The organism is Lysinibacillus sp. FSL K6-0232 (assembly GCF_038008325.1).
Taxonomy (GTDB): domain Bacteria; phylum Bacillota; class Bacilli; order Bacillales_A; family Planococcaceae; genus Lysinibacillus.
The window spans coordinates 88661-113887 of sequence record NZ_JBBOYW010000001.1; the positions used below are offsets into that span (position 1 = coordinate 88661).

The 25227-nt window shown below is 38.7% G+C and carries 20 protein-coding genes and 3 tRNA genes; 19 read left to right on the plus strand and 4 right to left on the minus strand.

Features of this window, described 5'->3' with window-relative positions:
- Positions 1-113 precede the first annotated feature (113 nt).
- From mfd to MHB42_RS00495, 10 genes are all read left to right on the plus strand, one after another.
- The gene (gene mfd, locus MHB42_RS00450) at positions 114-3623 is read left to right on the plus strand and encodes a transcription-repair coupling factor (RefSeq protein WP_340803787.1); all 3510 of its coding nucleotides are present in this window, start codon (positions 114-116) and stop codon (positions 3621-3623) included.
- Between the two features lie 430 nt (positions 3624-4053).
- Positions 4054-4746 carry an S-layer homology domain-containing protein gene (locus MHB42_RS00455; RefSeq protein WP_340803788.1) on the plus strand — a complete coding sequence of 231 codons (693 nt, stop codon included), beginning with the start codon at positions 4054-4056 and terminating at the stop codon, positions 4744-4746.
- 259 nt (positions 4747-5005) lie between these two features.
- A complete protein-coding gene (gene spoVT / locus MHB42_RS00460; protein ID WP_340803789.1) occupies positions 5006-5542 on the plus strand; it encodes a stage V sporulation protein T in 537 nt (178 codons plus the stop codon).
- Positions 5543-5699: 157 nt separating this feature from the next.
- The gene (locus MHB42_RS00465; RefSeq protein ID WP_340803790.1) at positions 5700-7340 is read left to right on the plus strand and encodes a putative polysaccharide biosynthesis protein; all 1641 of its coding nucleotides are present in this window, start codon (positions 5700-5702) and stop codon (positions 7338-7340) included.
- 115 nt (positions 7341-7455) lie between these two features.
- Positions 7456-8916: a nucleoside triphosphate pyrophosphohydrolase gene (mazG, locus tag MHB42_RS00470; RefSeq protein ID WP_340803792.1), complete on the plus strand. Its 1461-nt coding sequence runs from the start codon at positions 7456-7458 to the stop codon at positions 8914-8916.
- Between the two features lie 4 nt (positions 8917-8920).
- Positions 8921-9211: an RNA-binding S4 domain-containing protein gene (locus MHB42_RS00475; RefSeq protein WP_340803794.1), complete on the plus strand. Its 291-nt coding sequence runs from the start codon at positions 8921-8923 to the stop codon at positions 9209-9211.
- Between the two features lie 140 nt (positions 9212-9351).
- Positions 9352-9651: a sporulation protein YabP gene (yabP, locus tag MHB42_RS00480; RefSeq protein WP_004229167.1), complete on the plus strand. Its 300-nt coding sequence runs from the start codon at positions 9352-9354 to the stop codon at positions 9649-9651.
- Entirely contained in the window at positions 9648-10139 is a 492-nt protein-coding gene (gene yabQ / locus MHB42_RS00485; RefSeq protein ID WP_340803799.1) for a spore cortex biosynthesis protein YabQ, read from the plus strand. Before yabP ends, yabQ begins: the two co-directional genes overlap by 4 nt.
- Before the next feature lie 17 nt (positions 10140-10156).
- Positions 10157-10561, plus strand: coding sequence for an FtsB family cell division protein (locus MHB42_RS00490; RefSeq protein WP_340803800.1), 405 nt, complete (start codon positions 10157-10159; stop codon positions 10559-10561).
- 134 nt (positions 10562-10695) lie between these two features.
- A complete protein-coding gene (locus tag MHB42_RS00495; RefSeq protein ID WP_274795172.1) occupies positions 10696-11124 on the plus strand; it encodes a S1 domain-containing RNA-binding protein in 429 nt (142 codons plus the stop codon).
- An 84-nt stretch (positions 11125-11208) separates the two neighbouring features.
- Here the strand turns inward: MHB42_RS00495 and MHB42_RS00500 are convergent, their stop codons facing one another.
- The 4 genes from MHB42_RS00500 to MHB42_RS00515 form a co-directional block, all read right to left on the minus strand.
- Positions 11209-11460, minus strand: a complete 252-nt coding sequence (locus tag MHB42_RS00500; RefSeq protein ID WP_340803802.1) for a hypothetical protein — start codon at positions 11458-11460, stop codon at positions 11209-11211.
- 940 nt (positions 11461-12400) lie between these two features.
- Positions 12401-12472, minus strand: a tRNA-Glu gene (locus tag MHB42_RS00505).
- Positions 12473-12477: 5 nt separating this feature from the next.
- Positions 12478-12554 (minus strand) — tRNA-Met (locus MHB42_RS00510).
- A gap of 10 nt (positions 12555-12564) precedes the next feature.
- Positions 12565-12639: transfer RNA gene (locus MHB42_RS00515), tRNA-Gly, on the minus strand.
- A 391-nt stretch (positions 12640-13030) separates the two neighbouring features.
- Between MHB42_RS00515 and MHB42_RS00520 the strand changes: the two genes are divergently transcribed.
- From MHB42_RS00520 to cysK, 9 genes are all read left to right on the plus strand, one after another.
- Positions 13031-15424 carry a SpoIIE family protein phosphatase gene (locus MHB42_RS00520; protein WP_340803803.1) on the plus strand — a complete coding sequence of 798 codons (2394 nt, stop codon included), beginning with the start codon at positions 13031-13033 and terminating at the stop codon, positions 15422-15424.
- A gap of 29 nt (positions 15425-15453) precedes the next feature.
- On the plus strand, positions 15454-16860 hold the full coding sequence (gene tilS, locus MHB42_RS00525) for a tRNA lysidine(34) synthetase TilS (RefSeq protein WP_340803804.1): 1407 nt from the start codon (positions 15454-15456) through the stop codon (positions 16858-16860).
- Between the two features lie 67 nt (positions 16861-16927).
- A complete protein-coding gene (hpt, locus tag MHB42_RS00530; protein ID WP_340803806.1) occupies positions 16928-17470 on the plus strand; it encodes a hypoxanthine phosphoribosyltransferase in 543 nt (180 codons plus the stop codon).
- A gap of 363 nt (positions 17471-17833) precedes the next feature.
- Positions 17834-19864 carry an ATP-dependent zinc metalloprotease FtsH gene (gene ftsH / locus MHB42_RS00535; protein WP_340803808.1) on the plus strand — a complete coding sequence of 677 codons (2031 nt, stop codon included), beginning with the start codon at positions 17834-17836 and terminating at the stop codon, positions 19862-19864.
- Between the two features lie 500 nt (positions 19865-20364).
- Positions 20365-21198: an aldo/keto reductase gene (locus MHB42_RS00540; protein ID WP_340803809.1), complete on the plus strand. Its 834-nt coding sequence runs from the start codon at positions 20365-20367 to the stop codon at positions 21196-21198.
- A 152-nt stretch (positions 21199-21350) separates the two neighbouring features.
- Positions 21351-22118 (plus strand): type III pantothenate kinase, encoded by a 768-nt coding sequence (locus MHB42_RS00545; protein WP_340803810.1) that lies wholly within the window; start codon positions 21351-21353, stop codon positions 22116-22118.
- 21 nt (positions 22119-22139) lie between these two features.
- Positions 22140-23021 (plus strand): Hsp33 family molecular chaperone HslO, encoded by an 882-nt coding sequence (gene hslO, locus MHB42_RS00550; RefSeq protein ID WP_340803811.1) that lies wholly within the window; start codon positions 22140-22142, stop codon positions 23019-23021.
- Positions 23005-23976: a peptidyl-prolyl cis-trans isomerase gene (locus MHB42_RS00555; protein WP_340803813.1), complete on the plus strand. Its 972-nt coding sequence runs from the start codon at positions 23005-23007 to the stop codon at positions 23974-23976. Before hslO ends, MHB42_RS00555 begins: the two co-directional genes overlap by 17 nt.
- 224 nt (positions 23977-24200) lie before the next feature.
- Complete coding sequence (gene cysK, locus MHB42_RS00560; RefSeq protein WP_340803814.1) at positions 24201-25130, plus strand: cysteine synthase A; 930 nt, start codon at positions 24201-24203, stop codon at positions 25128-25130.
- Positions 25131-25227: the final 97 nt, after the last annotated feature.

Here is a 25227-nt window from a genome sequence, read left to right on the forward strand (position 1 = left end):
CGCGTGTGCTCAAGGCTTTTTCCGTTTTATAAAAAGCCAATAAAGCTATATGTATAGCACTAGATTAATAGTAAAAATTAATACACTTTTTATGCTGAAAGGAGCTTTTGACTGTGGAAATTTTACGACAGCTTGTGTCGCAGGATAAACATATTACATCATTTTTACAGGAGATTCGGAGCGGTCAAACTGCATCACAGCTTATTACAGGTTTAACAGGAAGCGCACGGCCTGTCATGGTCGATGCGTTATTTGAATATGTAAAAAAGCCAATCTATATTATTTCTCCTAATCTATTGCAAGCACAGAAGATGGTGGATGAACTTGCTGGGTTATTAGGGGAGGAACATGTTTACTATTATCCAGCCGATGAATTTATTGCAGCAGACCTTTCTGTAGCCTCTCCTGAATTACGTGCTGAGCGTATTGCAACATTGGATTGCTTAGCTAGAGGTGAAAGGGCAGTCTATGTTATCCCTGTTGCAGGTCTACGCAAAGTCATACAACCGAAAGAACATTGGCTACGATATTTCTTACAAACAGCTGTAGGAGAAGAGATTGATATTGATGGATGGTTACAAACATTAGTCGAGATGGGCTATGTGCGTAACTCCATGGTGACAACGCCAGGAGAGTTTGCATTACGTGGGGGAATATTAGATATTTATCCACCTTATTTGGCATCACCTATTCGTCTTGAATTATTTGATACAGAAGTAGATTCTATTCGAACATTTTCGGCAGACAATCAGCGCTCTATCGATAAATTACAAAAAATTCGTATTCTTCCCGCATCAGAAGTAATTTTAACGAAGCTAGAAAGACAGGCATTGGCAAATCGTTTAGAAACAGCATTAGCATCAAGCTTAAAGAAGGTCAAGAAGCAGGAAACAAAGGAGCTGCTCTATCAGCATATTCAATATGATATTGAATTGCTACAGCAGGGGAATTTACCTGACTATGTCAACAAATATGGCTCATTATTGTATGAGCAAACAGCCTATTTAGGGGATTACTTTGCACAGGATGGCCTTGTACTTTTTGATGAGCTTGGACGTATTCAAGAAGTAATGGATGCGTGGGAACGTGAAGAGGAAGAATGGTTTTTATCTTTAATTGAAGAAGGAAAAATGGTTCATGATGTGAAGCCTGCCTTTACACTAAAGGAAATACTCGCAATGCTTTCACAGCAAAAGCTATCATTTTCCTTATTTTCACGAACATTTTCAGGCATAACATTTAATAAAACAACGAGCTTCTCCTGCAAGCCAATGCAGCAATTTCATGGGCAAATGTCGCTGTTACAAAACGAGGTTGAACGCTGGCTACTTGGTAAATTTACAGTATTAATCGTTGCGAGGGATAAAGAGCGTTGCAAGCGTGTGCAGCAAATGCTTGAGGAATACGATATTCATGCAGCAATAGGCGAGCCAGCAGAGCCTGGTATTTATATTGTAGATGGTAGTTTATCAAGTGGTTTTGAATTACCACTGCAACGTTTAGCAGTTGTCACAGAGGATGAGCTTTTTAAACAGCAAATAAAGAAAAAAGCACGTACACAAAAAATGACGAACGCCGAACGCATTAAAAGCTACACAGAAATTAAGCCTGGCGACTATGTTGTACATGTGCATCATGGGATTGGAAAATATATTGGTGTGGAAACACTAGAGGTAAACGGTACACATAAGGATTATTTACACATTCGTTATCGAGCAGACGATAAATTATATGTGCCTGTTGAACAAATTGATTTAATCCAAAAATATGTAGCCTCAGAGGACCGTGAACCAAAGCTACATAAATTAGGTGGGGCAGAATGGAAAAAGGCGAAAGCGAAGGTATCCTCTGCTGTACAGGATATTGCAGATGACTTAATTAAGCTTTATGCAAAACGTGAAGCAGAAAAAGGGCATGCTTTTTCACCTGATAATGATGATCAGCGCAATTTTGAGGCAATGTTCCCATATGAGGAAACAGAGGATCAGCTACGTTCTATTGTTGAAGTGAAACGAGATATGGAACGGGAGCGCCCGATGGATCGCCTTGTCTGTGGTGATGTGGGCTATGGCAAAACAGAGGTTGCTATTCGTGCAGCATTTAAGGCGATTCAGGATGGTAAGCAGGTTGCTTTCCTTGTGCCAACAACCATTTTAGCGCAGCAGCATTATGAAACAATTCGGGAGCGCTTCCAAGACTTTGCGATTAATGTCGGCTTATTATCGCGTTTCCGTACAAAAAAGGAGCAAACAGCAACACTAAAAGGCTTAAAAGAAGGGCAAGTCGATATTGTCGTAGGGACACACCGTATTTTATCGAAAGATTTAACATTCCATGATCTGGGCTTATTAATTGTTGATGAGGAACAACGCTTCGGTGTAACACATAAGGAAAAAATTAAACAGTTAAAAACAAATGTCGATGTCTTAACATTAACAGCTACACCAATCCCAAGAACGCTTCATATGTCAATGGTAGGTGTTCGTGATTTATCTGTTATTGAAACGCCTCCTGCAAACCGCTTCCCTGTTCAAACATATGTTATGGAGCATAGCGGTGCATTAGTACGAGAGGCAATTGAAAGAGAAATGGCACGTGGTGGACAAGTATTTTATCTCTATAACCGTGTGGAGGATATGGCGCGTAGAGTGGAGGAAATTCAAGTGCTTGTTCCAGAGGCTCGTATAGGATTTGCACATGGGAAAATGACAGAAACAGAGCTAGAATCTGTGATTTTGTCATTTTTAGAGGGCGATTACGATGTGCTTGTAACGACAACTATTATTGAAACAGGCGTCGATATTCCAAATGTCAATACATTAATTGTTCATGATGCTGACCGAATGGGTCTAGCACAGCTTTATCAATTACGTGGACGTGTTGGGCGTTCAAATAGGGTAGCATACGCATACTTTATGTACCAGCGTGATAAGGTGTTGACAGATGTAGCAGAGCAACGCTTACAGGCAATTAAAGAATTTACAGAGCTTGGCTCAGGCTTTAAAATCGCTATGCGTGATTTATCAATCCGTGGAGCTGGGAATTTACTTGGAGCACAGCAGCATGGCTTTATTGATTCAGTCGGCTTTGATTTATATTCGCAAATGCTACAAGAGGCAATTGCTGAACGTCAAACAGGTGTGAAAAAAGAAGAAAAGCCTGAAATTGAAATTTTATTAAGCGTGGATGCTTATATTCCTGATGCCTATATTCCAGATGGCTATCAAAAAATCCAAATGTATAAACGCATTAAGGCGATGGAGCAGGTGGAGGAGTATGATGAAATTATGGAGGAATTAGAGGATCGCTTTGGCGATCTTCCAATTGAAACAGAGCGTTTGCTACGAATCGCCCGCATGAAGGTTTGGGGACTTGGTGCAGGTGTCGTTTCTGTTAAGGATAAGCAAAAGCTTATAACGATACTGCTATCTGAGGAAGGCACGACAAATGTGGATGGTAGTAAAATTATTGAAGAGTCCATGAAGTTTGAGCGAGCAGTTGGCTTTGGGATGGATGGCATGCAATTAAAGCTAACAATAGATGAGCGCAAATGTGGCAAATCTCAACCCTTCGATATTTTAGAAGAGCTAATGCAAATTATTGATAAAGCAAAAAAACAATAAAATAAAGCGACTCTAAGTAATACAAGCTAAATAAAACCATATAAATAGAAAACCTAAACTATTATGGAACACTCAATAAGTGCTTCCATAGAATAGTTTAGGTTTTTCTTTGCCTAAAAATCCTTCATCTAGCTTCAGTTCCTCACAGAACTTATTCATTTTGATAGTCTATCCATTCTCTTATTGACGATTCCTTAGCGCACATAATAATTATTATTTCGCTATTAGACAAGCATCTTGGTATTGATTATGCCCAAAAGCATTAGTGGATAAGATACATACCATTGTATAGGTTTTGTAGATATTTCCATTAAAAGGTGTAAACATCCCAGCCAATGCAGCAGAGCGCCAAGCCTTTTTCAATAGCTTAGCGATCTTTATTGAGCATACAGATGGGGAGAAAAAGGTCGTAAAGCCAGAAGTGGTAACCATGCATGATGGCAAAACAGGTCTACGTTTTACAGTCGAGAAATTTAGTACCTTTACGATTATTCAAGTGGCACAACAAGTAGAGGGCACACATCCAGCGTATATTCAAGGGTTCCCAGATGGCACATTTGGGCCTGAGAAAAACGTGACACGCGCCCAAGTTGCATTAATGCTAGCTCGTATTTTAGGCTATACAGAGGAGCAGGTAAGTCAAGCACCATTTAAAGACGTAGCCCAAACTCATCCAGCAGCAGGGGCAATTGCCTTTGTGAAGGCGCAAGGCTTGATGAATGGGGACAACCAAGGCAACTTCCATGCAGGCGCAAAAATGACACGTGCTGAAATGGCAACAGTTGTCGCAAACTTTAAAGAGCTTGCCGTGGAAGAGGATGTGGCGTTAACATTCAAGGATACAAAAGGACACTGGGCACAGTGGATTATTGAGGCAAACCGTACAGCAGGGATTATCAATGGTTTACCAAATGGTAAATTCGCCCCAAATGATGCCTTAACACGTGCACAAGCAGTGGTGATGATAAACCGTATGTTTGAGCGTGGGCCATTAAACGGTGTGACAGCACCAAGCTTCCCAGATGTGAAAGCAACCCACTGGGCATTTAAAGAAATTGAAGAAGCAGCCACTACACATTCTTATTATATCGATGAGGATGGTAACGAGCAGCTAGCACAGTAAGCAAGAAACAAAACAGGCAAGGAGCAATCCTTCGCCTGTTTTCTTTATTTATAGTGAATTGGGAGAAATGTCCGTGGAGCAAGAGTAAATACCCGCGGAGCAGAGGTAAATACTCGCGAAGCAAAGGAATTTTAGCGCCTTTTGTAAAATTTTGTTGGCTACGACATCCTTTTTCTTCAGTTTTTTGCATAGATTGCTTCAATAAAAACCATACTGTAAGTGAATCAAAATTTCATTGTAGCGAAAGCGAGGCATAAGAATGAAGGCAACAGGAATTGTTCGTCGTATTGATGATTTAGGGCGTGTAGTTATTCCAAAAGAAATTCGTAGGACGCTGCGTATTCGTGAAGGCGACCCTCTTGAAATTTATACGGACCGTGAAGGTGAAGTCATATTAAAAAAATATTCTCCCATTAATGATTTAGGGGAATTTGCAAGAGAATATGTGGAAACATTATATGAAACATTAGGTACACCAGCATTTGTTACTGATCGCGATGAAGTAATTGCTATTGCGGGGATTGGCAAAAAAGAATATATTAATCGTCGTATTACGTCCTTTGCAGAGGGCTTTATGGAGGAACGTTCTACAAAGATTGAAAAAATGGAAACAACGATTGAAATTGTGCCAGGGCAATATGAGCAAGTCAAATCGTATTGTGCGACACCAATTGTTGTAAATGGTGACCCGATTGGCTGTATTATTATTTTATCAAAAGTACATTTTGTTGGAGATGTAGAAGTAAAAGTTGTGGAAACGGCTGCAAACTTCTTAGCGAAACAAATGAATAGTTAATGCATCTAAAAGTTATTGCGATGACCGTTGAGGCTGAACAATAACTTTTTTTGCGTCTAATCAGCATTCAAATTTGGAAACTTGATGCGGTCAAGCGCGTCAAACTTTTAAGATATGCTATACTATTGGCATTGTTAAGAAGGAAAGAGGGCAATTTATGGCGCAACGTTTTGGCATGAAAAGCTACATGAAGGGAGCTGCCTTATTAACAATAGCTGCCCTTATTGTAAAGGTGCTTAGTGCCATTTATCGTGTACCTTTTCAAAATCTTGTTGGTGATGAAGGGTTTTATATTTATCAGCAGGTCTATCCTGTTATATCGATTTTTGTTGTTTGGACGTCCAGCGGCTTCGCTGTTGCTGTTTCTAAAATGCTAGCAGATAATGATTGTATTGTTGATGCACAGGAACGTGAACAAAAGCGAAGCGCCATTATGCGTGTAGTTTTTCGTTATTTAACAGTGCTATCAGTGCTATTTTTTGTCGCTTTATTTGGTGGAGCTGACAAAATTGCACAGTGGATGGGTGATGCTCAGCTTGCCCCATTAATACGTACGGGCTCCTTTGTTGTATTGGTAATGCCAGCACTTGCTATTTTAAAAGGTGGCTTTCAATCGAGAGGAATTATGGAGCCGATTGCCTATGCTCAAGTACTAGAACAAGCTATTAGGGTAACCGTAATTTTAGCAGGAACCTTTATTATTATGGCTACAACTAACTCGCTTTATAGCGCAGGGAAGATGGCTATTACTGGTACTGTTATTGGTGAAATAGCTGCTTTTTTATTGCTTGCTTATTTATTTTATCGACGTTTTGGGCTACTTTATGGAAGGCAGCAACGCCAGCTTTTAGCAAGCTTACCGATTATTAAAGAAGTTACATTGTTAAGCTTAAGTGTAAGTATGAGTGGTTTATTATTACTTGGCTATCAATTAGTTGATTCGTTTACAATTTATTCATTGCTAATGGAGAACGGCATGGCTCCTACAATAGCTAAGGAAACGAAAGGAATTTATGATCGTGGTCAGCCATTAGTGCAGTTGGGTGTTGTGATTGCATCCTCATTATCACTTGCCATTGTACCTCTTGTTGCGCATTTGTCTAAAAAACAAGAGGGGCGTAGTGCGATTCCATTTATCCAGCTAACCTATAAAGCATCTATTTTATTTGGGTGGGCTTCTTCCTTAGGCTTAATGCTTGTGATGCCTTATTTGAATGAAATGTTGTTTAAAACAAATGCATTATCATTAGTATTAACAATCTATGTATTTCAAATTGTACCATTGTCGATTATCCTTACATTTACAGCTATTTTACAAGGCTACGGTAAATTAAAAAAGCCAGCCTTATTTTTACTAATAGGCTTTATCGTTAAAATTGTACTAAATCTATGGATGATTGGTTGGCTGGGTGTATTAGGTGCAGCGCTTGCCAATGATATAGGCTTATTATTAACGGCATCCATGCTTATTATCTATTTAAAGCGTTTGTCGGGCATTCAGTTAGCATCAAGTAGCTTTTATAAAAAAGTAGGAATAGCATCGTTAAGCATGGCAGTTGTTGTACTTATATGGTTACAAATTACTCCAGCTCTTGTAAGTTACTTCCTATCTTCACGTGCAACAGCCGTTATTACCAGCTTTACAGCAGTATGCTTAGGGGCCTTTGTGTTGCTAACAATTATTGCAAAGAAACGAGTGTTAGTAGAAAAAGAGTGGTATTTATTACCGTTCGGGAGAAGGATGGCTATTTACCAACTATGGCTAAATTCAACCCTTTTCAAGAAGCATAGCGAGTAAAAGTAAAGAAAAGGTGGAAGGGGCGGAACATTAATGGTATCCCCTTCTACTATAAATTATTGTTGCATTCCTGAAAATACCTGTATGGATTGAGATCAAGAAGTAGGTGGAATTATTGAATACTTTAACAATTATTGGCCTAGGTGCAGGGGATTTTAATCAGCTGCAAATGGGCGTTTATCGAAAATTAAAACATGCGAAAACATTATATGTTCGGACAGTGGATCATCCTGTATTGGAGGAATTAGCAGCGGAAGGTGTCCAGTTTAAAAGCTTTGACGAAATCTATGAAAAGCATAATGCATTCCAGCCTGTCTATGAGGAAATTGCAGATAAACTCATTGAAGCGGCAGCTAGAGAAGATATTATATATGCTGTGCCGGGGCATCCATTAGTGGCGGAGCAAACAGTGCAATTGCTAATTACAGCAGCGAATGATGGGAAAGTGAATTTAGTGATTGAAGGTGGTCAAAGCTTTTTAGACCCGATTTTTGGTGCATTAAAAATTGATCCAATTGAGGGCTTTCAATTATTAGATGGCACTAGCTTTTCCATGCATGATATAAATATGCGTCAGCACCTGCTAATTGCCCAAGTATATGATACATTTAGCGCCTCAGAAGTGAAGCTCACTTTAATGGAAAAATATGATGATGAGTATCCTGTAACAGTTGTGACAGCTGCGGGGTCTGCTCAAGAGAAAATAATAACGGTTCCACTTTATGAGCTAGATCAAAGTGTCGAGGTAAATAATTTAACAACCGTTTATGTTCCGCCTGTAAAATCACAGGAAGAGGCGCTACGGGATTGGACAACATTCCGTCAAATTATTGCTACATTAAGAGGTCCAGATGGCTGTCCATGGGATCGAAAACAAACTCATGAGTCATTGAAAAAATATTTGCTGGAAGAGGCACATGAATACTTAGCTGCTGTAGATGCTGAGGATGATTTTGCAATGATTGAGGAGCTTGGTGATGTGCTGTTGCAAGTATTTTTACATGCACAAATTGGGGAAGATCAAGGCTACTTTACGCTTGAAGATGTTTTAGCCTCTATTAGTGAAAAAATGATTCGTCGTCATCCACATGTCTTTGGTGATGTTGCAGTGGAGGATGCTGAAGGCGTTGTAGCAAATTGGGAGGCTATTAAGGCACAGGAAAAGGGCATTAGTGATAAGCCGTTATTAAGTGAGCAGTATCGAGCCTCCTCCGCGCTACAAACATCCTATAACTATCAAAAGCTAGCTGCAAAGGTAGGCTTTGAATGGCCAGATGTAGAAGGAGCATGGGAAAAGTTTGCAGAGGAATGGCAGGAATTCCGAGCGGAGGTTACAAAAGGCTCAAATGCATCCCGTCTTGATGAATTCGGTGATGTATTATTTACATTGGTGAATTTAGCACGATTTTATAAAATATCACCAGAAGAAGCGATGCTGCATGCTAATGAGAAATTTGCAAGACGCTTTGGCTATGTAGAGGCACAGGTAAAGGCAAGCGGTAAATCATTTACTGATTTTACATTAGAGCAACTAGATGCTTTTTGGGATGAAGCAAAGCAATTAGAAAGGGAGTAACAATATGAGAATAGATAAATTTTTAAAAGTATCACGTTTAATTAAACGTCGCACCTTGGCAAAGGAAGTGGCAGACCAAGGGCGTATTACAATTAATGGGAAAGTAGCAAAGGCTGGTAGCACGGTAAAGGCAGGCGATGAGCTGGCGATTCGTTTTGGTCAAAAAATCGTTACAGCGCGCGTAGAAGAATTACGTGATACGGTGAAAAAGGAAGATGCTGCAAACATGTTTACCATTTTAAAAGAAGAGCGTCTTGAAAAGGTTGAACCGGAATTTATTGATGATGAGGACTAGTCATGATCAATGCTCCTTCTGATGTTGTTGCTTGCTACTTTCTAGCTGACAGAATTACATAACTTCCAATAAAGTTGTCATGCTTTGAAGGTTGTCCGCATAAAGTGAACAGAAGCTAGGACGACTAAAGGAGGAAGAAAATGACGCTACATCAAGAAAGTAATCGTTACACAATTCCATCTGGAGAGCATATTTTAACGATTCGCAATCGTAAAAGAATGGACATGACTTCTGTAAAATCAATTGAACGCTTTGATCAGGAAGAGTTTTTTATTAAGACGTCCCAAGGGCATTTGCTAATCCGTGGAGAGGAACTGCATATCGTTCACTTAGATGTTGACAAAGGATTATTGACGCTTGAAGGAACTGTAAAAACCTTGCAGTATGACGAGGAGGAAAGTGGCTTCTCGAAAGGTTTCCTTCATAAGTTATTTGGATGATTGTTAGTGAGCAATTTTTTCACTTAATTGTCATGGTTTTGAGCGGTATAGCAGTTGGTTTCATTATTGATAGTGTGAGGCTCATTGTTTTTTCGACTCCAAAAAGGTCAAGCCTTCGAAGGTGGATGATGGTTTTTGAATTAATTACCTGGATTTTACTTGGAGGGCTGACATACTATTTATTGTTTTGGCTAAAGGATGGCGCTTGGCGGGCTTATGACCCGCTAGCGCAAATTGCTGGGATTTTTTTGTATCAATCATTTTTTCAAAACTTTTTACGTTTCGTTGCAAGGATTTTGGTGAATATAACATGGAAGCCCCTTTGGTTTATCATACACTTAATTATCACGGTTATTCGACAGGTTCTTCAACTGTTCATTCATATAATCATGTTTGTTTTAAGGCCTTTTGTCAAAATTTATTCGTATTTGTCCTACACTTTTTTAAAAAAGTTACGATATTTGAAGTATAATAAAAAACAACAATAATTTTCGGAGGTGCGGGCATGACAAAACGTCATTCATCAAATGATGAACAACAAAATTTCAAGAAGCTTGATAATGACTATGTCCGTAACACGGATAAAGCTATCAATCGCAAGCAGCAAGCGCGCAAACGTAAAATTCGCCGCATTGTCTTTTTTGCGATTATACCAGTCGTTATTATCGCTCTTCTCTTAAATGTGTTGTCACATCAAAATGAAGTATTAGCAACAAAAGAAAAGGCAAAGAAAGAAGCAGAGCAACATCTTGCTGAATTGAAAGAGGAACAAGACTTATTAAATCTTAAAATCAAACAATTAGAAGATGATGAGTATATCGCAAAGCTTTTACGAAAAGAGTATTATTTATCTGAGGAAGGTGAAATTATTTTCATTATCCCAGATAAAGAGGATAAAAAAGACGACTGAGAGGCTAAGTATTGTTGACACTCTTTTTTTGTTATATATAATGAAAAGAGAAGCTTATTGCAGTAAAAAGTTTGATTAAATTGATTACATGACTCAAATGGGTCGCTTAATTTTTAAGGAGGAGCATTTTTTTTATGTCAATTGAAGTAGGCAGCAAGGTACAAGGTAAAGTAACAGGAATCACAAATTTTGGAGCATTCGTTGAGCTGCCAGATGGCAAAACAGGCTTAGTTCACATTAGTGAAGTAGCTGATAATTATGTAAAAGATATCAATGAGCATCTAAAAGTTGGAGATGAAGTTGAAGTAAAAGTGATGAATGTTGAAGCGGACGGAAAGATTGGTCTTTCAATCCGTAAAGCAAAACCTCAAGCTGAAAGACCAGAGCGTCCAGCACGTCCGCGTCGTGAAAATCGTTCTAACGATCGCAACGAGCGCCATCAACCAAAAGAAAATTTTGAGCAGAAAATGGCACGCTTCTTAAAAGATAGTGATGAACGTCTAGCAACACTTAAACGTGCTACAGAGTCAAAACGCGGTGGCCGCGGAGCTAGAAGAGGGTAGTTTGCTGACTGTTTTAATCGTAGAAAAAGTGTATGAAATAGAGTAGGGATTAGCTTTCTAAAAGGCTAATCCCTTTTTGATGCATTATAAAGTAGACGAAGGTCTTTTCTTCTTTTTCGAAGGGGCAGTTTCTACTTGTTCAGGAGCAGCGATCACTTTGTTCTCTGCTGGATGAAGCACCATTTTCACCAGTACAAAGACCCCATATATACTTACAGCAAGCCCACCAAGGAGTAATAGAATTTGTACAAAAAAAGGCAGACGAATAAGAATCGAAATAAGAATAATCATTGAGCCGCTTCCGCAAATGAGAGCGGCTTTTGTTAATTGGCCCACAAGTGATAAACCTCCTAAAGTAGCGTGAATTGTCTATATAAGTATGCCATATTTTTAGTTAACTGGCACGGACGTATGCTTTAAAATATTACGAAAGAAACATATAAAAAGATAAGAAAATGATAAACGGCATTGGGGTTGAATTTCTCAAAACCTCTTATTGACAGTCTGGAGCATTTTAATTTCTCTTATATTTTTTGAAATAAACTACTGAGAACATCATCATCCAAAAAATAATTATAAAATAAAGGAGAGTAGCAAGAGGCTCATTAATTATTCGGGTAGCTAACACCACAATAGAGCCTAAAAATACAGTAATCAAATAGATTTTCATAAGGCTTCACTCCTTATTTCTTAATTTGTTAAATAGTAAAGTAATGCAATGGAAACTTTAACAACTTAAATTTTTATTCATCCATATACATTTAAACTTTACATAACAACTGAAAAAGATAGTGACAATAAAGAATAAATCCCTATGTAACGGTTAATTTAAATGAAAAGTATGTAAAATTCTTTTTTTGATAAAATAATGGAGGAAATGGATGGCAAAAGTGAAGCTACATCCTATTGCTAAAAAGGGGCTGTAGAATCTCCTACCATAAGAAAATTATCAACTAGTCCCCCCACTTTAAAGACACATAACTATAAGAATAAATAAAACTTCGTAAAAGGTTAATCTATAAAAGCCTCTTTCTAGGAAGATTCTTGTATAAACAATAATTAGTTTATCTTAGCTTTTTAACTTTATACATTTCCAGACGATTCAACTTGATATAACATCTGACAATATAGAGCTATTTACAAACCAATATCCTTGTATTTTCAAGGTTTGTAGACATACCTATATTCATTATTATGCATGTAATTGCGTGAACACTTCAACATGATAGAACTAAAAAAAGTGCAACAGATGAATATTCATCTGCTACACTTTGGATGACCCGTACGGGATTCGAACCCGTGTTACCGCCGTGAAAGGGCGGTGTCTTAACCACTTGACCAACGGGCCTAATATGGTGGCGGCCGAGGGGATCGAACCCCCGACCTTACGGGTATGAACCGTACGCTCTAGCCAGCTGAGCTAGGCCGCCAATATAAATATGGAGCGGAAGACGAGGTTCGAACTCGCGACCCCCACCTTGGCAAGGTGGTGTTCTACCACTGAACTACTTCCGCCTGTTGTCTAAGCAACAAGTTAAATAATACAAGCCATTGATGCTAGTGTCAAGTAGCTTTTTAAAAAAAGTTATTTAGGTTCACTATATGGAATAAGTGTGTAGAAGTGCTGTCATTCTACTTCCATCCAAGTGGAAATTTTGACGGATTTTTTGTCCTTGCGTAGAAATGTATCGCTAGTATTGTCAAATCGCAAGGGTAATGCTTTTAGTGAAGGATATTATAGCAATTTTTACTGTACTTGTAATTCTTCCTGTCGTATTTACTGCCACTTCTCGTATTTATGAATAGCTATTCGTCGAACGATTTATATTTTCTTCTGTCACCGTCAGACAATCTTTCCATACATAATTTTTTATAATAGCCAAAAGTGCGGAAAGGGGATAGTTAAATGGCAAGTATTGAATGGTATGCTATAACGAATGTAGATGCCCAAAAATTAGGAACGAAAAAAAGACAAATACTTATAGGCTCTCTCTTTTTTTTAACATCCTTTTTTTTGGCACAGTCTGTTGTATTTGAAGCGGCTGTGCCGTTCTCGGTTCCTTTTTGGGCTATTATTCGAACAAAGTATAAAGAGTATGCCAAGTTTGTGTTATTTGGGAGTTTGACAGGATGCTTGTTCCTTGGTCTTGGACAAGTCCTTATTTTAGTTTTGCAAATTTTGATGTATGAATGTATTAGGCGCTTCCGTTATTGGCAGCTACCGCAGAGCATTGCCGTTTCATTAGCCGTGTTACTGGTTCAAATAGTATGGCAAGGGCTGATATATCAAGGGTTACCGCCAGTGCTTGTACAGTTTTATGTAGGGTGTGAAGCGGCTTTAGCTCTTATTATGACGTTATTTATGCAAGTATTATTTGTTAATTCCTACGAGTGGTTTACGAGCCATTGGACATATGAAAAGTTAGGCTCTGGATTAGTTGTATTTGCTGCGCTGCTGACAGGGATGCAGGCGGCTGTCTTTAGCTATTTTTCATTGTCTATCTTCTTATTACAGCTCTTTATTTGCTTTGGAGGGTTAGTGGGCAGTGTTCCATTGGCAACGGTTATAGGAGCCGTTTTAGGCACACTTATAGGCGTTGCAAAGCTATCATTTACAGGAATGCTATCTGTAGCAACTTTAACAGGGTTATGTGCAGGTATGGGGGCTAAAATGGGGAGGTTTGGTGTTGCAATCGGCAGCATTTTGCCAAGTGTCTTTTTTTTATTTTATGATGCTACATTGCCGTTAGATAGTGTTTACTTTACTTCCATTGTTATTGGCAGCGTTGTTTTTCTCACCATTCCAAGGAAATATTCAGATATGGTGAAGGACAAGCTGTTTCCGCAGCGAGAGGAGATTTTACTTGCAAGGCAAAATTGGCTAACCGAACATGTAACCTATAAATTAGAGCATTTTCAACATTTTGTGCAATTTATGAAGGAGCTTGTGTTTGATCGTTTTATGACAACACCTGTTGAGGCAGCAAAAGAAGTGTCACCGATGAATACTTGCTTAAGCTGCTTTCGCTACGACCATTGCTGGGGAGCGCAAAATAATGGAATGGACAAGCTAATGACGGATTGGTTTCATATGAAGGGAATGGGAAAGGAATCGACACTGCATCGTGTTGAGGAGCAAATACGCTATAAATGCGTGAAGTCTTCGAAAATTTTTGAGGAGCTGGATACAGAGCTATATCGTGAACATATCAATGGTCAATATTTTCATGGAAAAAAGATGATTGCACTTCAGCTTCGTGATATGAGCAATCATTTAAACCAGCTAATAGCTGAGATGAAGGAGGATACGATTTCCTTTGTAAGTGTAGAAAAGGATATTATTGAACGCTTAAAGGAAGCACATATTGAATGTTTTCAGCTTGATGTATTGAGCAATAAGCCTGGAGCACGCAAGATTGTTTGTGCTTTAGCGCCAGCACGAGTGAATTGGGAGGAGGATACGACGTTAGCTGAGCGTATGATTTTGCCGATTCTTTATGAGATTTTCGATGAACCATTTGAAATTGAAAAAGTAGTAGCATGTGATATACCATTTCGTCATGTTCAAGTATGTTTTCAGTCAGCTATTAGCTTTGAAGTAGAGTATGATATATATAGCATATCAAAAGAGGCAACATTGTACTCTGGTGATTCACATGCACTCTTTCAATTACATCCAGGCCTCTTTGCCATTTTGCTATCAGATGGTATGGGTCAAAGTAAAGAAGCACAGCATGAAAGTAGAAAGTTAATACATTTAATGAGGGAATGCCTTAATTACAATATGAATCCAGAAACGGCGATGCATACATTGCATTATGTTATGTCTTTAAAGCAGCAAAATGATATGTATGCGACACTTGATTTTGCGCTTGTTGATTTACAGCATGGTGATTTATGGTCATGGAAGGCTGGTGGAATGTCGACCTATATTTTACGTGGAAAAGAGGTATTAAAAGTTGAAAGTAATGCCGCACCTGTAGGCTTTTTATCCATTTCAGCAGTCGAGGCTGAAAAAAGAAAACTAAAGGCAGGCGATGTTATTTTAATGCATTCAGATGGTTTGTTTTCGAGTGTGGCTGATTGGGATGAGCAGGAGGAGATGTTTTTAGCTTATGCACAGCAGGTTGCAAGTACAAATAAAACTATTCAAGAAAAGCTAACAATGATGATGCAGTCGTTCCAGGGCTACTATGCTATTGAAGATGACTGTACTGTATTAATGCTGGAGGTGACGCATGTTGTACCGACATGGGCTGTGTTTAGACCAGCTCAACCTTCAATGAGTAAATCATCTTAAATCATTATCGAAAAGGGGAGGAGAAGCGTTTGTCATTTGAATTAAAGGTTAAATCATTTATTGAAAAAGAGCGATTATTACAGCAAGACGACCATCTTCTCATCGCCGTTTCGGGTGGAGTTGATTCTATGGCATTATTACATTATTTTGTGCAAGCAAAAGAGCAATGGGGCATTCAGATAGAGGCAGTACATGTCGATCATATGTTAAGAGGGGACGCCTCCGCTGAGGATAGAGCATTTGTTCAAAGTTATTGCGATAAAAATGGTGTTTCTTTACATGCAAAGGCGATTCCTATACCTGCAATAATGGCACAGGAAAAAGGTAATACACAGCTTATTTGTCGTAGGGAAAGATACCGATACTTTAAAGAGGTCTTACAGCAAACAAATGCGAATAAGCTTGTTACTGCACATCATGCAGACGACCAACTAGAGTCGATATTAATGGCATTAACGAAAAATGCGACCATCAATAGTATGCAAGGAATACGTCCTAAGCGATTTTTTGAGGGGAAAACATTAATTCGTCCATTTTTAACGGTTACAAAGCATGAAATAAGGGAATATTTACTTAGAAAAGGTTTGGATTATCGAGAAGATGCTAGCAATGCGAAGGATACTTATGCACGCAATCGTTTTAGACATCATGTGGTGCCTTTACTAGAGGCAGAAAACCCGCGAGTGAGTGAGCAGGTCACTCATTTTACAAAGCAATTGCAGGAAGATGATGCCTTTTTAATGACATTAGCCCAAGATGTATTTTCCCAAACCATCAAAAGAAGTAACGAAAATACATATAGCATGGAAATTGATGCCTTTCAATTGGTACCACTTGCTTTACAAAGGAGGCTCATTTTAATACTATTAAACTATCTTTACAAAGATTCAAATACGATACAAAGTTATGCTTTATTGACTTCAATTTTAAAGCTTTGTGAAACGACAGCAGGATATGCTGAAATTCACTTGCCTGAAGATTTTCTAGCAGTTCGCCGTTACGGACAATTAACGATTCAGAAGAATAGGTCATTGGAAGGGCTGTTTTCTTCTGAGAAAATGATGATTTCGGCTGCTAATGGGTGGACAACACTAACAACTGGTGAACGCTTATGCGTAGTCAAGTTGCATGATTTATCGTCTGAGCTGCTGACGGATACTGCACAACTTTTTTATTTTAACGCTAGCAAACTCCATCTGCCGCTCTATGTAAGAACTCGCAGGGATGGAGATAGAATGCTGTTAAAAGGAATGGATCAGCCAAAACGCTTATCTCGCCTTTTTATAGATGAAAAGATTCCTTTAAATGAGCGAAATAGCTGGCCGTTACTGATTTCTCAGTCTGATGAGGTAGTAGCGGTAATTGGTGTGCGTATGGGCATATTTTTTTCAACCATCCCGCAACCAAACGATGATACAGTGCTCATCGTAGACTAAGGTCTTTGTAAAATATTTCAACACAATAAGTTGAAGGTTTTTTGATACATCACGAGGAGGAATCGATATGTTACAAAATGACATCGAAAAAGTTATGATTACAGAGGAACAATTGCAGGAGAGAATTGCAGAGCTAGGCACACAATTAACAGAGGAGTACAAAGATTCATTCCCATTGGCTGTTGGTGTTCTTAAAGGAGCAATGCCCTTTATGACAGATTTAATGAAGCGTTTTGATTCTTTTATCGAGCTAGATTTTATGGATGTATCTAGCTATGGCAATGCTACAGTTTCATCTGGGGAAGTAAAGATTTTAAAGGATTTGAATACAAGCGTTGAGGGGCGCGATGTATTAATTATCGAGGATATTATTGATAGCGGTTTAACATTAAGCTACTTAGTAGATTTATTTAAGTATCGCAAAGCAAAATCCATTAAAATTGTGACATTGCTTGATAAACCATCAGGTCGCAAAGTGAACTTAGCTGCTGACTATGTTGGTTTTGAAGTGCCAGATGGCTTTGTTGTGGGATATGGCTTAGATTACGCAGAAAAATATCGTAACTTACCTTATATTGGTATTTTAAAACCTGAAGTTTATTCATTCTAAAAGATAAACTGCCAGCTATAAGAAAGTAAGGACCTCCAGCGTGGGCTATCAAGGGTTTTTGGATGTATATTATTTCCATTAATGAGCTGAAGATTTTATATGTAGCAATGTATATGGAAAAAATTGCTCTACAATTTGCTCATTATGAATATAATTCAAAATCTTGACACAATATTCCGTTATATCGAGCTTAAGGAACAGGTACAATTACGCTGGGACGTATAAAGATGGTCTAAAAGCCGTTGCAATAGCAGTAAGAAATAAACGAAACATTTTTTAAGTAGGGCTTTTCGTTGTATCCTGAAATCAGGGTATGTTAAGATTTTACTTATAATTTTTCTGTTTGTAATGAGGAGGCTGGAGATGAATCGAATATTTCGATATACCATATTCTACCTACTGATTTTCCTAGTGATTATCGGTATTTTTGGTACTTTCAATGGCGGTAATTCACCAACGAAAGAGTTAACGTATTATGAGTTTCAAGAAGCTCTAGATAAGAAAGAAATAACAAGTGCTACAATTCAACCTGATAAATCAGTTTACGTCGTTGAAGGAACACTGAAGGGGTATGAAAAAGGGGAGAGCTTTACTACAAACATTCCTCGTGAAAACCAATCTTTAATGGACCGCATCGATGAGGCTGCTAGGGATAAAGATAGTAATATTAGTTTTTTAGCAGCACCAGAAACAAGTGGATGGATTCAATTCTTTACAGGGATTATTCCTTTCATTATCATCATTTTCTTATTCTTCTTCCTAATGAGCCAATCTCAGGGTGGCGGTAATAAAGTGATGGGCTTCGGTAAAAGTAAAGCAAAACTTTATGATGACCAAAAGAAAAAAGTACGTTTTACAGATGTAGCAGGTGCTGATGAAGAAAAGGCAGAGCTTGTGGAGGTCGTAGAATTTTTAAAAGACCATCGCAAATTTACTGAAATCGGTGCACGTATTCCAAAGGGTATCTTACTTGTAGGTCCTCCAGGTACAGGTAAAACATTACTAGCACGAGCAGTAGCAGGTGAAGCAGGCGTTCCATTCTTCTCCATCTCAGGTTCTGACTTTGTAGAGATGTTTGTTGGTGTCGGTGCATCACGTGTTCGTGACTTGTTTGAAAATGCTAAGAAAAACGCACCATGTATTATCTTTATTGATGAGATTGATGCGGTTGGTCGTCAACGTGGCGCTGGTCTTGGCGGTGGCCATGATGAGCGTGAGCAAACATTGAATCAGTTACTTGTTGAAATGGATGGTTTTGGCGCAAATGAAGGTATTATCATTATCGCTGCAACGAACCGACCAGATATTTTAGATAAGGCATTATTACGTCCAGGTCGTTTTGACCGTCAAATTACAGTAGGACATCCTGATGTAAAAGGGCGTGAGGCAGTCTTAAAGGTACATGCACGCAACAAGCCTTTAGCAGATTCAGTGGATTTAGCTGCTGTTGCACAACGTACACCAGGGTTCTCAGGTGCAGATTTAGAAAACTTACTGAACGAAGCGGCACTTGTAGCAGCTCGTAAAGGTAAGCGTACAATTAATATGGCAGATATCGATGAGGCATCTGACCGCGTAATTGCTGGTCCAGCTAAAGCGAGCCGTGTATATTCAGCAAAAGAGAAAAAACTTGTATCATTCCATGAGGCTGGTCACGTAGTTGTTGGTCTTGAGTTAGATGAGGCTGATACAGTACACAAAGTTACAATTGTGCCACGTGGTCAAGCGGGTGGTTATGCGATTATGTTACCGAAGGAGGAGCGCTTCTTTACAACAAAACAAGAGCTTTTAGACCGCATTGCAGGGCTTCTTGGTGGCCGTGTAGCAGAAGAAATTGTTCTTGGTGAAGTATCTACAGGTGCACATAACGATTTCCAAAAGGTTACAAGCATTGCACGTGCAATGGTGACTGAATATGGTATGAGTGAAAATCTTGGTGCGATGCAATTCGGATCAAGCCAGGGTGGTAATGTATTCCTTGGTCGTGACTTTAATTCGGATCAAAACTATTCTGATTCAATCGCTTATGAAATTGATAAAGAAATGCAAAAAATCATTGATACACAATATGAGCGTACAAAACGTATCCTAACAGAGAAACGTGAGCTACTTGATTTAATTGCGAATACTTTAATGGAAAAAGAAACATTAAATGCACAAGAAATCGAGCATTTACGCGATTATGGTGTATTACCAGAGCCAGAAGCTGTTGAAAAAATTGAGGATAACAAGCCGAAAATTGAAGCGAAGCCAACATTAGATACAATTGGTGAACCAGTTGTGGAAAAAGAATTGCTGAGCAAAGACCCAAATCCAACAGCTTTGGATTTAAAAAAAGAAAGCACAGAACCAAACGATGATGCCCCAAAAGGCATTAACGAAAAACGTGATTAATCCAAACAAGACTGCTTACTAACTTAGTGAGCAGTCTTTTTATATGGTGATTTTACACTAAATTGCTTGAAGCTCTGTAATCAGGATGAAAATCAATTTCTTTGCGTTATCTTGGTTCAGCAAATTCTTTTCTTTTTTACATGAAAGCAAGGCGTCAGTAGCAGATACAGAAGAAGGGAGAGGATGAATGCCCTTTACCTCTGTTAGAGGGTATCCAAACGCCTATTGAACCAAGAAAAAAGGCGCTTTCGGTACAGAAAATATTGCTGTGGATTTTGAGAGGATTTTTTCGAGTTCACTCGAAAAAATCCGAACGCATTGTTTATCTGCGCGAAATCAATTACGCTGGAGCATAATTGATTTTGAAGCTTGCTTTCAATCCTTTTTCTTTGCCTTTTCGTATGGTGAAGCATTACGATAGATAAGTGAAGGACAGCTACATACAACTCTGTAGAGAGAAGATGTAAATGTTAGCGAAAACAAGATAGGAGTGTTGAAGCATGGGAAATGTAACACTGAATAATGGACTGGAAATGCCTTTAGTGGGTTATGGTGTTTTTCGAGTGCCTGAAGGAGATGACCTAGCAGAAGCTGTAAAAACAGCTATTGCAAAAGGCTATCGTAGCATTGATACAGCACAAGTATACGGTAATGAGGAAAGTGTTGGACGCGGTATACGTGCAGCAATTGAAGAAGGACTGGTAACTCGTGAGGAGCTATTTATTACTTCTAAAGTGTGGAACGATGGTCTTTCCTATGAAGAAACACTTGCTGCTTATGACAGTAGCTTAGAAAAAATTGGCTTAGATTATTTAGATTTATATTTAGTACACTGGCCTGGTATTGACGAAAATTATCTTGAAGTATATAAAGCATTAGAAAAAATTTATCAAGATGGTCGAGTACGCTCTATTGGCGTAAGTAATTTCCATGTACATCATTTAGAAAAGCTTTTAAAGGAAACAACAGTCGTTCCTGTTATTAATCAAATTGAGTTCCATCCACATTTAACGCAGGAGGAAGTACGTGCGTATTGCCAAGACAAGGGCATTCAGGTGGAGGCATGGTCACCTTTAATGAACGGTAAATTGCTGGAGGAAGCATTAATTCAGGAGCTTGCTGCGAAATATGGCAAAACACCTGCACAGATTGTATTGCGTTATGATGTTCAACATAATGTTGTAACGATTCCAAAAACAATGACACCTACACGTATGGCTGAAAACCTTGATATTTTTGATTTTGCCTTAACAGAAGAAGAGATGAAGCAATTAGATGCACTAAATGATGGCTTACGCTGTGGTCCAGACCCAGAAAAATTTAATTTTAAATAATGAGAAAGGAGCTGCCTAATATAGGGAGCTCCTTTTCAAAGGGCTACTGCTTGCTATAAAAAGTATGGTATCATTTTCTCAAGTGTAATTAGTTTGTTGGCTATAGCATTAAGTTTATAAAAGCTACATTGACGATATGGGAGGTATTAGCCTTGATTTTAGTGTTAGATGCAGGGAATTCTAATATTGTGTTAGGTGTCTATGATGACAGCGAGCAATTAGCCTTCCATTGGCGTATGGTAACAGACCTTCATAAAACAGAGGATGAATATGCCATGCAAGTATTATCGTTTTTTCATCATGCAGGTATTTCATTTGAACAAATTACAGGTATTATTATATCCTCAGTTGTACCGCCAATTATGTTTTCGTTAGAGGCAATGTGCCAGAAATATTTTCGAAAAAAACCGTTAGTTGTAGGTCCTGGTGTGAAAACAGGCTTAAATATTAAATATGAAAATCCACGCGAGGTTGGCTCTGACCGTATTGTTAATGCTATAGCAGCTTTAGATTTATATAAACCGCCTTTAATTATCGTTGATTTTGGCACAGCAACAACCTATTGCTATTTGAATGAGAAGGGTGATTATATGGGTGGTGCTATTGCACCGGGCATCACCATTTCTACAGAGGCACTCTATACACAGGCTGCGCGGCTACCACGTATTGAAATATTGCGACCTACACATATTGTTGGCAAAACAACGGTTTCTGCGATGCAGGCAGGTATTTTTTATGGCTTTGTTGGACAAGTAGAGGGTATTGTGAATCGTATGAAGGCACAAAGTAAAGAGGAGCCATTAGTAATTGCTACAGGTGGTCTAGCGAATCTAATTGCAGCAGAAACACAAATTATTGACGTTGTGGAGCCATTTTTAACGCTCAAAGGCTTATATAAGCTATATAAACGTAATCAATAAGAAATGAGGGACATTTCATTTATGAATGACTATTTAGTAAGAGGTTTAGGATTTAATGGGCAAGTTCGCGTCTTTGCGGCTCGCACAACAGCAACAGTAGGAGAAATGCAACGTCGCCATGATACATGGCCTGTTGTGTCAGCAGCTCTAGGCCGCTCCATGACTGCCGCTGTTATGATGGGGGCAATGTTAAAAGGTGAAGAGAAAATTACAATTAAAATTGAGGGGAATGGCCCAATTGGTCCTATGGTCATTGATAGCAATGCACATGGTGAGGTGCGTGGCTTTGTGACAAATCCACATGTTCATTTTGATTTAAACGAGCATGGTAAGCTAGATGTTCGAGCAGGTGTTGGCTCAGAGGGAGCGTTAACAGTTGTCAAAGACCTTGGCTTAAGAGATATGTTCTCTGGACAAACACCCATTGTTTCAGGTGAGGTTGCCGAAGATTTTACGTATTATTTCGCGACGTCTGAGCAAGTGCCTTCATCTGTTGGCTTAGGAGTTTTAGTGAATCCAGATAATACAATTCTTGCGTCTGGGGGATTTATTCTTCAATTAATGCCAGGCTGTGATGATGCAACAATTAATGAAATTGAGCAACATCTTGCTACGATAGAGCCTGTTTCGAAAATGATTGAAAAAGGCTTTACACCTGAGCAAATTTTAGAGGCTGTATTGGGAAATGGGCATCTACAACTTTTAGATTCCATGCCTGTTGAATTTAAATGTCAGTGTTCAAAAGAGCGTTTTGGTGCAGCAATTTTAGGTTTAGGAACAGCGGAAATTCGAGAAATGATTGAAGAAGATGGCAAAGCAGAGGCACAATGTCATTTCTGCTTGGAAACATACGAATTTTCGAAAGAAGAGCTAGAAGGATTTATTGATGAGCTCAACGCGTAATCGACGACCTGCACCCGCTGTAACACCAAACCAAACACCTCTATTACAACGCCGTTTAAAGACAAAACCTGCCTTAGCTGTTATGGTGATTTTGTTACTGGGGAATATTTCATGGTTCATTGCTTGGTTAATCCCAAATAAAGATCAAGAAATTGGTAGCGACGAACAAGTCGCTGCCATTGGTGGGGATGTCATTACACGTCAAGAGTGGATGATTGCTATGGAAGAACGCTACGGTAAAGAAACACTACAAAATTTAGTGAATGAAACAGTAATGGAAAAGGCAGCAAAAGCATATAAAATTAAAGTAACAGATCAAGAAATTGACCTTGAACTAGCATTAATGCGTTCTGCACAAGATAAGTTTGATACAGTTATGCAAAATCTTTCAGCAGAGCAGCTACGTCAAAAAATTCGCTCACAGCTTATACTAGATAAGGTGCTAACAAAAGATGTAGTGATCAGTGGAGAAGATGTTGAGCAATACTACGAAGAGAATCAAGGGCTGTATAATACAAAAACAAGCTATCGTACAAATTTTATTGAAGTAGAATCTAAAAAGGCTGCTGACGAGGCATTAAGTGAGTTAAAAAATGGCTCTGATTTTTCTGTGCTGGCACGCGAAATTTCAGTGGATAGTGCTTCAGCAAGCTTAGGAGGCGATATTGGCTTCCTGACAGAAAATCAGGAAAATATTGACCCTGCTATTATTAATGCTGCAAAATCGTTAAAGGCAAATGAAATTAGTAAAGCCTTTAAGCTAGATAATGGGCATTATGGAATTGTTCAGGTACAAGAGGTATTAGAAGGACAAACCTTTACATATAATGATGTGAAAGAGCATATTGAGCGTGAGCTAGCTTTAGAGCAATTACCGCAATCTGTAACACCCGAAGCTTTTTGGTCGGAATTTAATGCAACATGGTATTATGGGGAGTCTAAAAAAGAAAAATAATAACAGAAAGAATCTGCGGATTTTTGCGGGTAAAATAAGCCTAAGTTAGCTTGTGAATGTCATAGTGACTTACCCAAATAAATGCTGCAGATTCTTTTTAGCATGTGGCAAATAAATATTCAGAAAATATCTGTTTTCTTTATTGACAATCGAATGGAAAAATTGATAAAATACAAAATAAGTAAAACCTATAAAAATAGTAGGGATTGGGAGTGGATGATGAAATGAGTAAATTAGCAAACTCAGTAGCAGAATTAGTGGGCAATACACCTATTGTGAAATTAAATCATGCAACAAGTGAAAATGAAGGTACTGTATATGTAAAATTAGAATATTTTAACCCTGGTAGCTCAGTAAAAGACCGTTTAGCTTTAGCGATGATTGAAGCAGCTGAAAAGGATGGCACATTAAAGCCTGGTGGTACAATTATCGAGCCGACATCTGGCAATACAGGCATTGGTCTTGCGATGATTGCTGCAGCTAAAGGATATAAAGCAATTTTAGCAATGCCAGAAACAATGAGCTTAGAGCGCCGCAACCTATTACGCGCATATGGTGCAGAGCTTGTGTTAACACCTGGTCCAGCAGGAATGAAGGGAGCTATTGCAAAAGCAGAAGAACTAGCTAAAGAGCATGGCTATTTCTTGCCACAACAATTTACAAACCCAGCAAATGCAGAAATCCATCGCCTAACAACAGGTCCTGAAATTGTTGAAGCATTTGACGGTTTAACATTGGATGCATTTGTAGCTGGTATTGGTACGGGTGGTACAATTACAGGTGCAGGTGTCGTTTTAAAAGAAAAATATCCAAACATTGAAATTATCGCTGTTGAGCCGAAGGATTCGCCAGTTCTTTCTGGTGGTCAACCAGGTCCACATAAAATCCAAGGTATTGGTGCAGGCTTTATCCCAGCAGTTTTAGATACAGAGGTATATTCTTCTGTATTCCCTGTGGAAAATGAGGTTGCTTTTGATGTAGCTCGCAAAGTAGCTCGTGAAGAAGGTATTTTATGCGGTATTTCATCAGGTGCAGCAATTCATGCAGCTATCGAAACAGCAAAACGCTTGGGCAAAGGTTCAAATGTTCTTGCAGTGGTACCATCAAATGGTGAGCGCTACCTATCAACACCTTTATATCAATTTGAAGACTAATATAAAATTTTTGCGAAAAGGCTCCTTTCCATAAGGGGTCTTTTATTTGCTTTCTAAGGGAATTTTCCATGCTGATAAAATAACTTTTTAACAAAAT

Excerpts from the sequence above, each read along its gene's own strand:
- MHB42_RS00490 (WP_340803800.1), top strand. The coding sequence starts at position 10,157 with ATGACAAAACGTCATTCATCAAATGATGAACAACAAAATTTCAAGAAG.
- cysK (WP_340803814.1), top strand. The coding sequence starts at position 24,201 with ATGAGTAAATTAGCAAACTCAGTAGCAGAATTAGTGGGCAATACACCT.
- hslO (WP_340803811.1), top strand. The coding sequence starts at position 22,140 with ATGAATGACTATTTAGTAAGAGGTTTAGGATTTAATGGGCAAGTTCGC.
- yabQ (WP_340803799.1), top strand. The coding sequence starts at position 9,648 with ATGATTGTTAGTGAGCAATTTTTTCACTTAATTGTCATGGTTTTGAGC.
- hpt (WP_340803806.1), top strand. The coding sequence starts at position 16,928 with ATGTTACAAAATGACATCGAAAAAGTTATGATTACAGAGGAACAATTG.
- MHB42_RS00495 (WP_274795172.1), top strand. The coding sequence starts at position 10,696 with ATGTCAATTGAAGTAGGCAGCAAGGTACAAGGTAAAGTAACAGGAATC.
- MHB42_RS00540 (WP_340803809.1), top strand. The coding sequence starts at position 20,365 with ATGGGAAATGTAACACTGAATAATGGACTGGAAATGCCTTTAGTGGGT.
- ftsH (WP_340803808.1), top strand. The coding sequence starts at position 17,834 with ATGAATCGAATATTTCGATATACCATATTCTACCTACTGATTTTCCTA.
- MHB42_RS00465 (WP_340803790.1), top strand. The coding sequence starts at position 5,700 with ATGGCGCAACGTTTTGGCATGAAAAGCTACATGAAGGGAGCTGCCTTA.
- MHB42_RS00555 (WP_340803813.1), top strand. The coding sequence starts at position 23,005 with ATGAGCTCAACGCGTAATCGACGACCTGCACCCGCTGTAACACCAAAC.
- MHB42_RS00520 (WP_340803803.1), top strand. The coding sequence starts at position 13,031 with ATGGCAAGTATTGAATGGTATGCTATAACGAATGTAGATGCCCAAAAA.
- MHB42_RS00455 (WP_340803788.1), top strand. The coding sequence starts at position 4,054 with ATGCATGATGGCAAAACAGGTCTACGTTTTACAGTCGAGAAATTTAGT.
- spoVT (WP_340803789.1), top strand. The coding sequence starts at position 5,006 with ATGAAGGCAACAGGAATTGTTCGTCGTATTGATGATTTAGGGCGTGTA.
- yabP (WP_004229167.1), top strand. The coding sequence starts at position 9,352 with ATGACGCTACATCAAGAAAGTAATCGTTACACAATTCCATCTGGAGAG.
- MHB42_RS00475 (WP_340803794.1), top strand. The coding sequence starts at position 8,921 with ATGAGAATAGATAAATTTTTAAAAGTATCACGTTTAATTAAACGTCGC.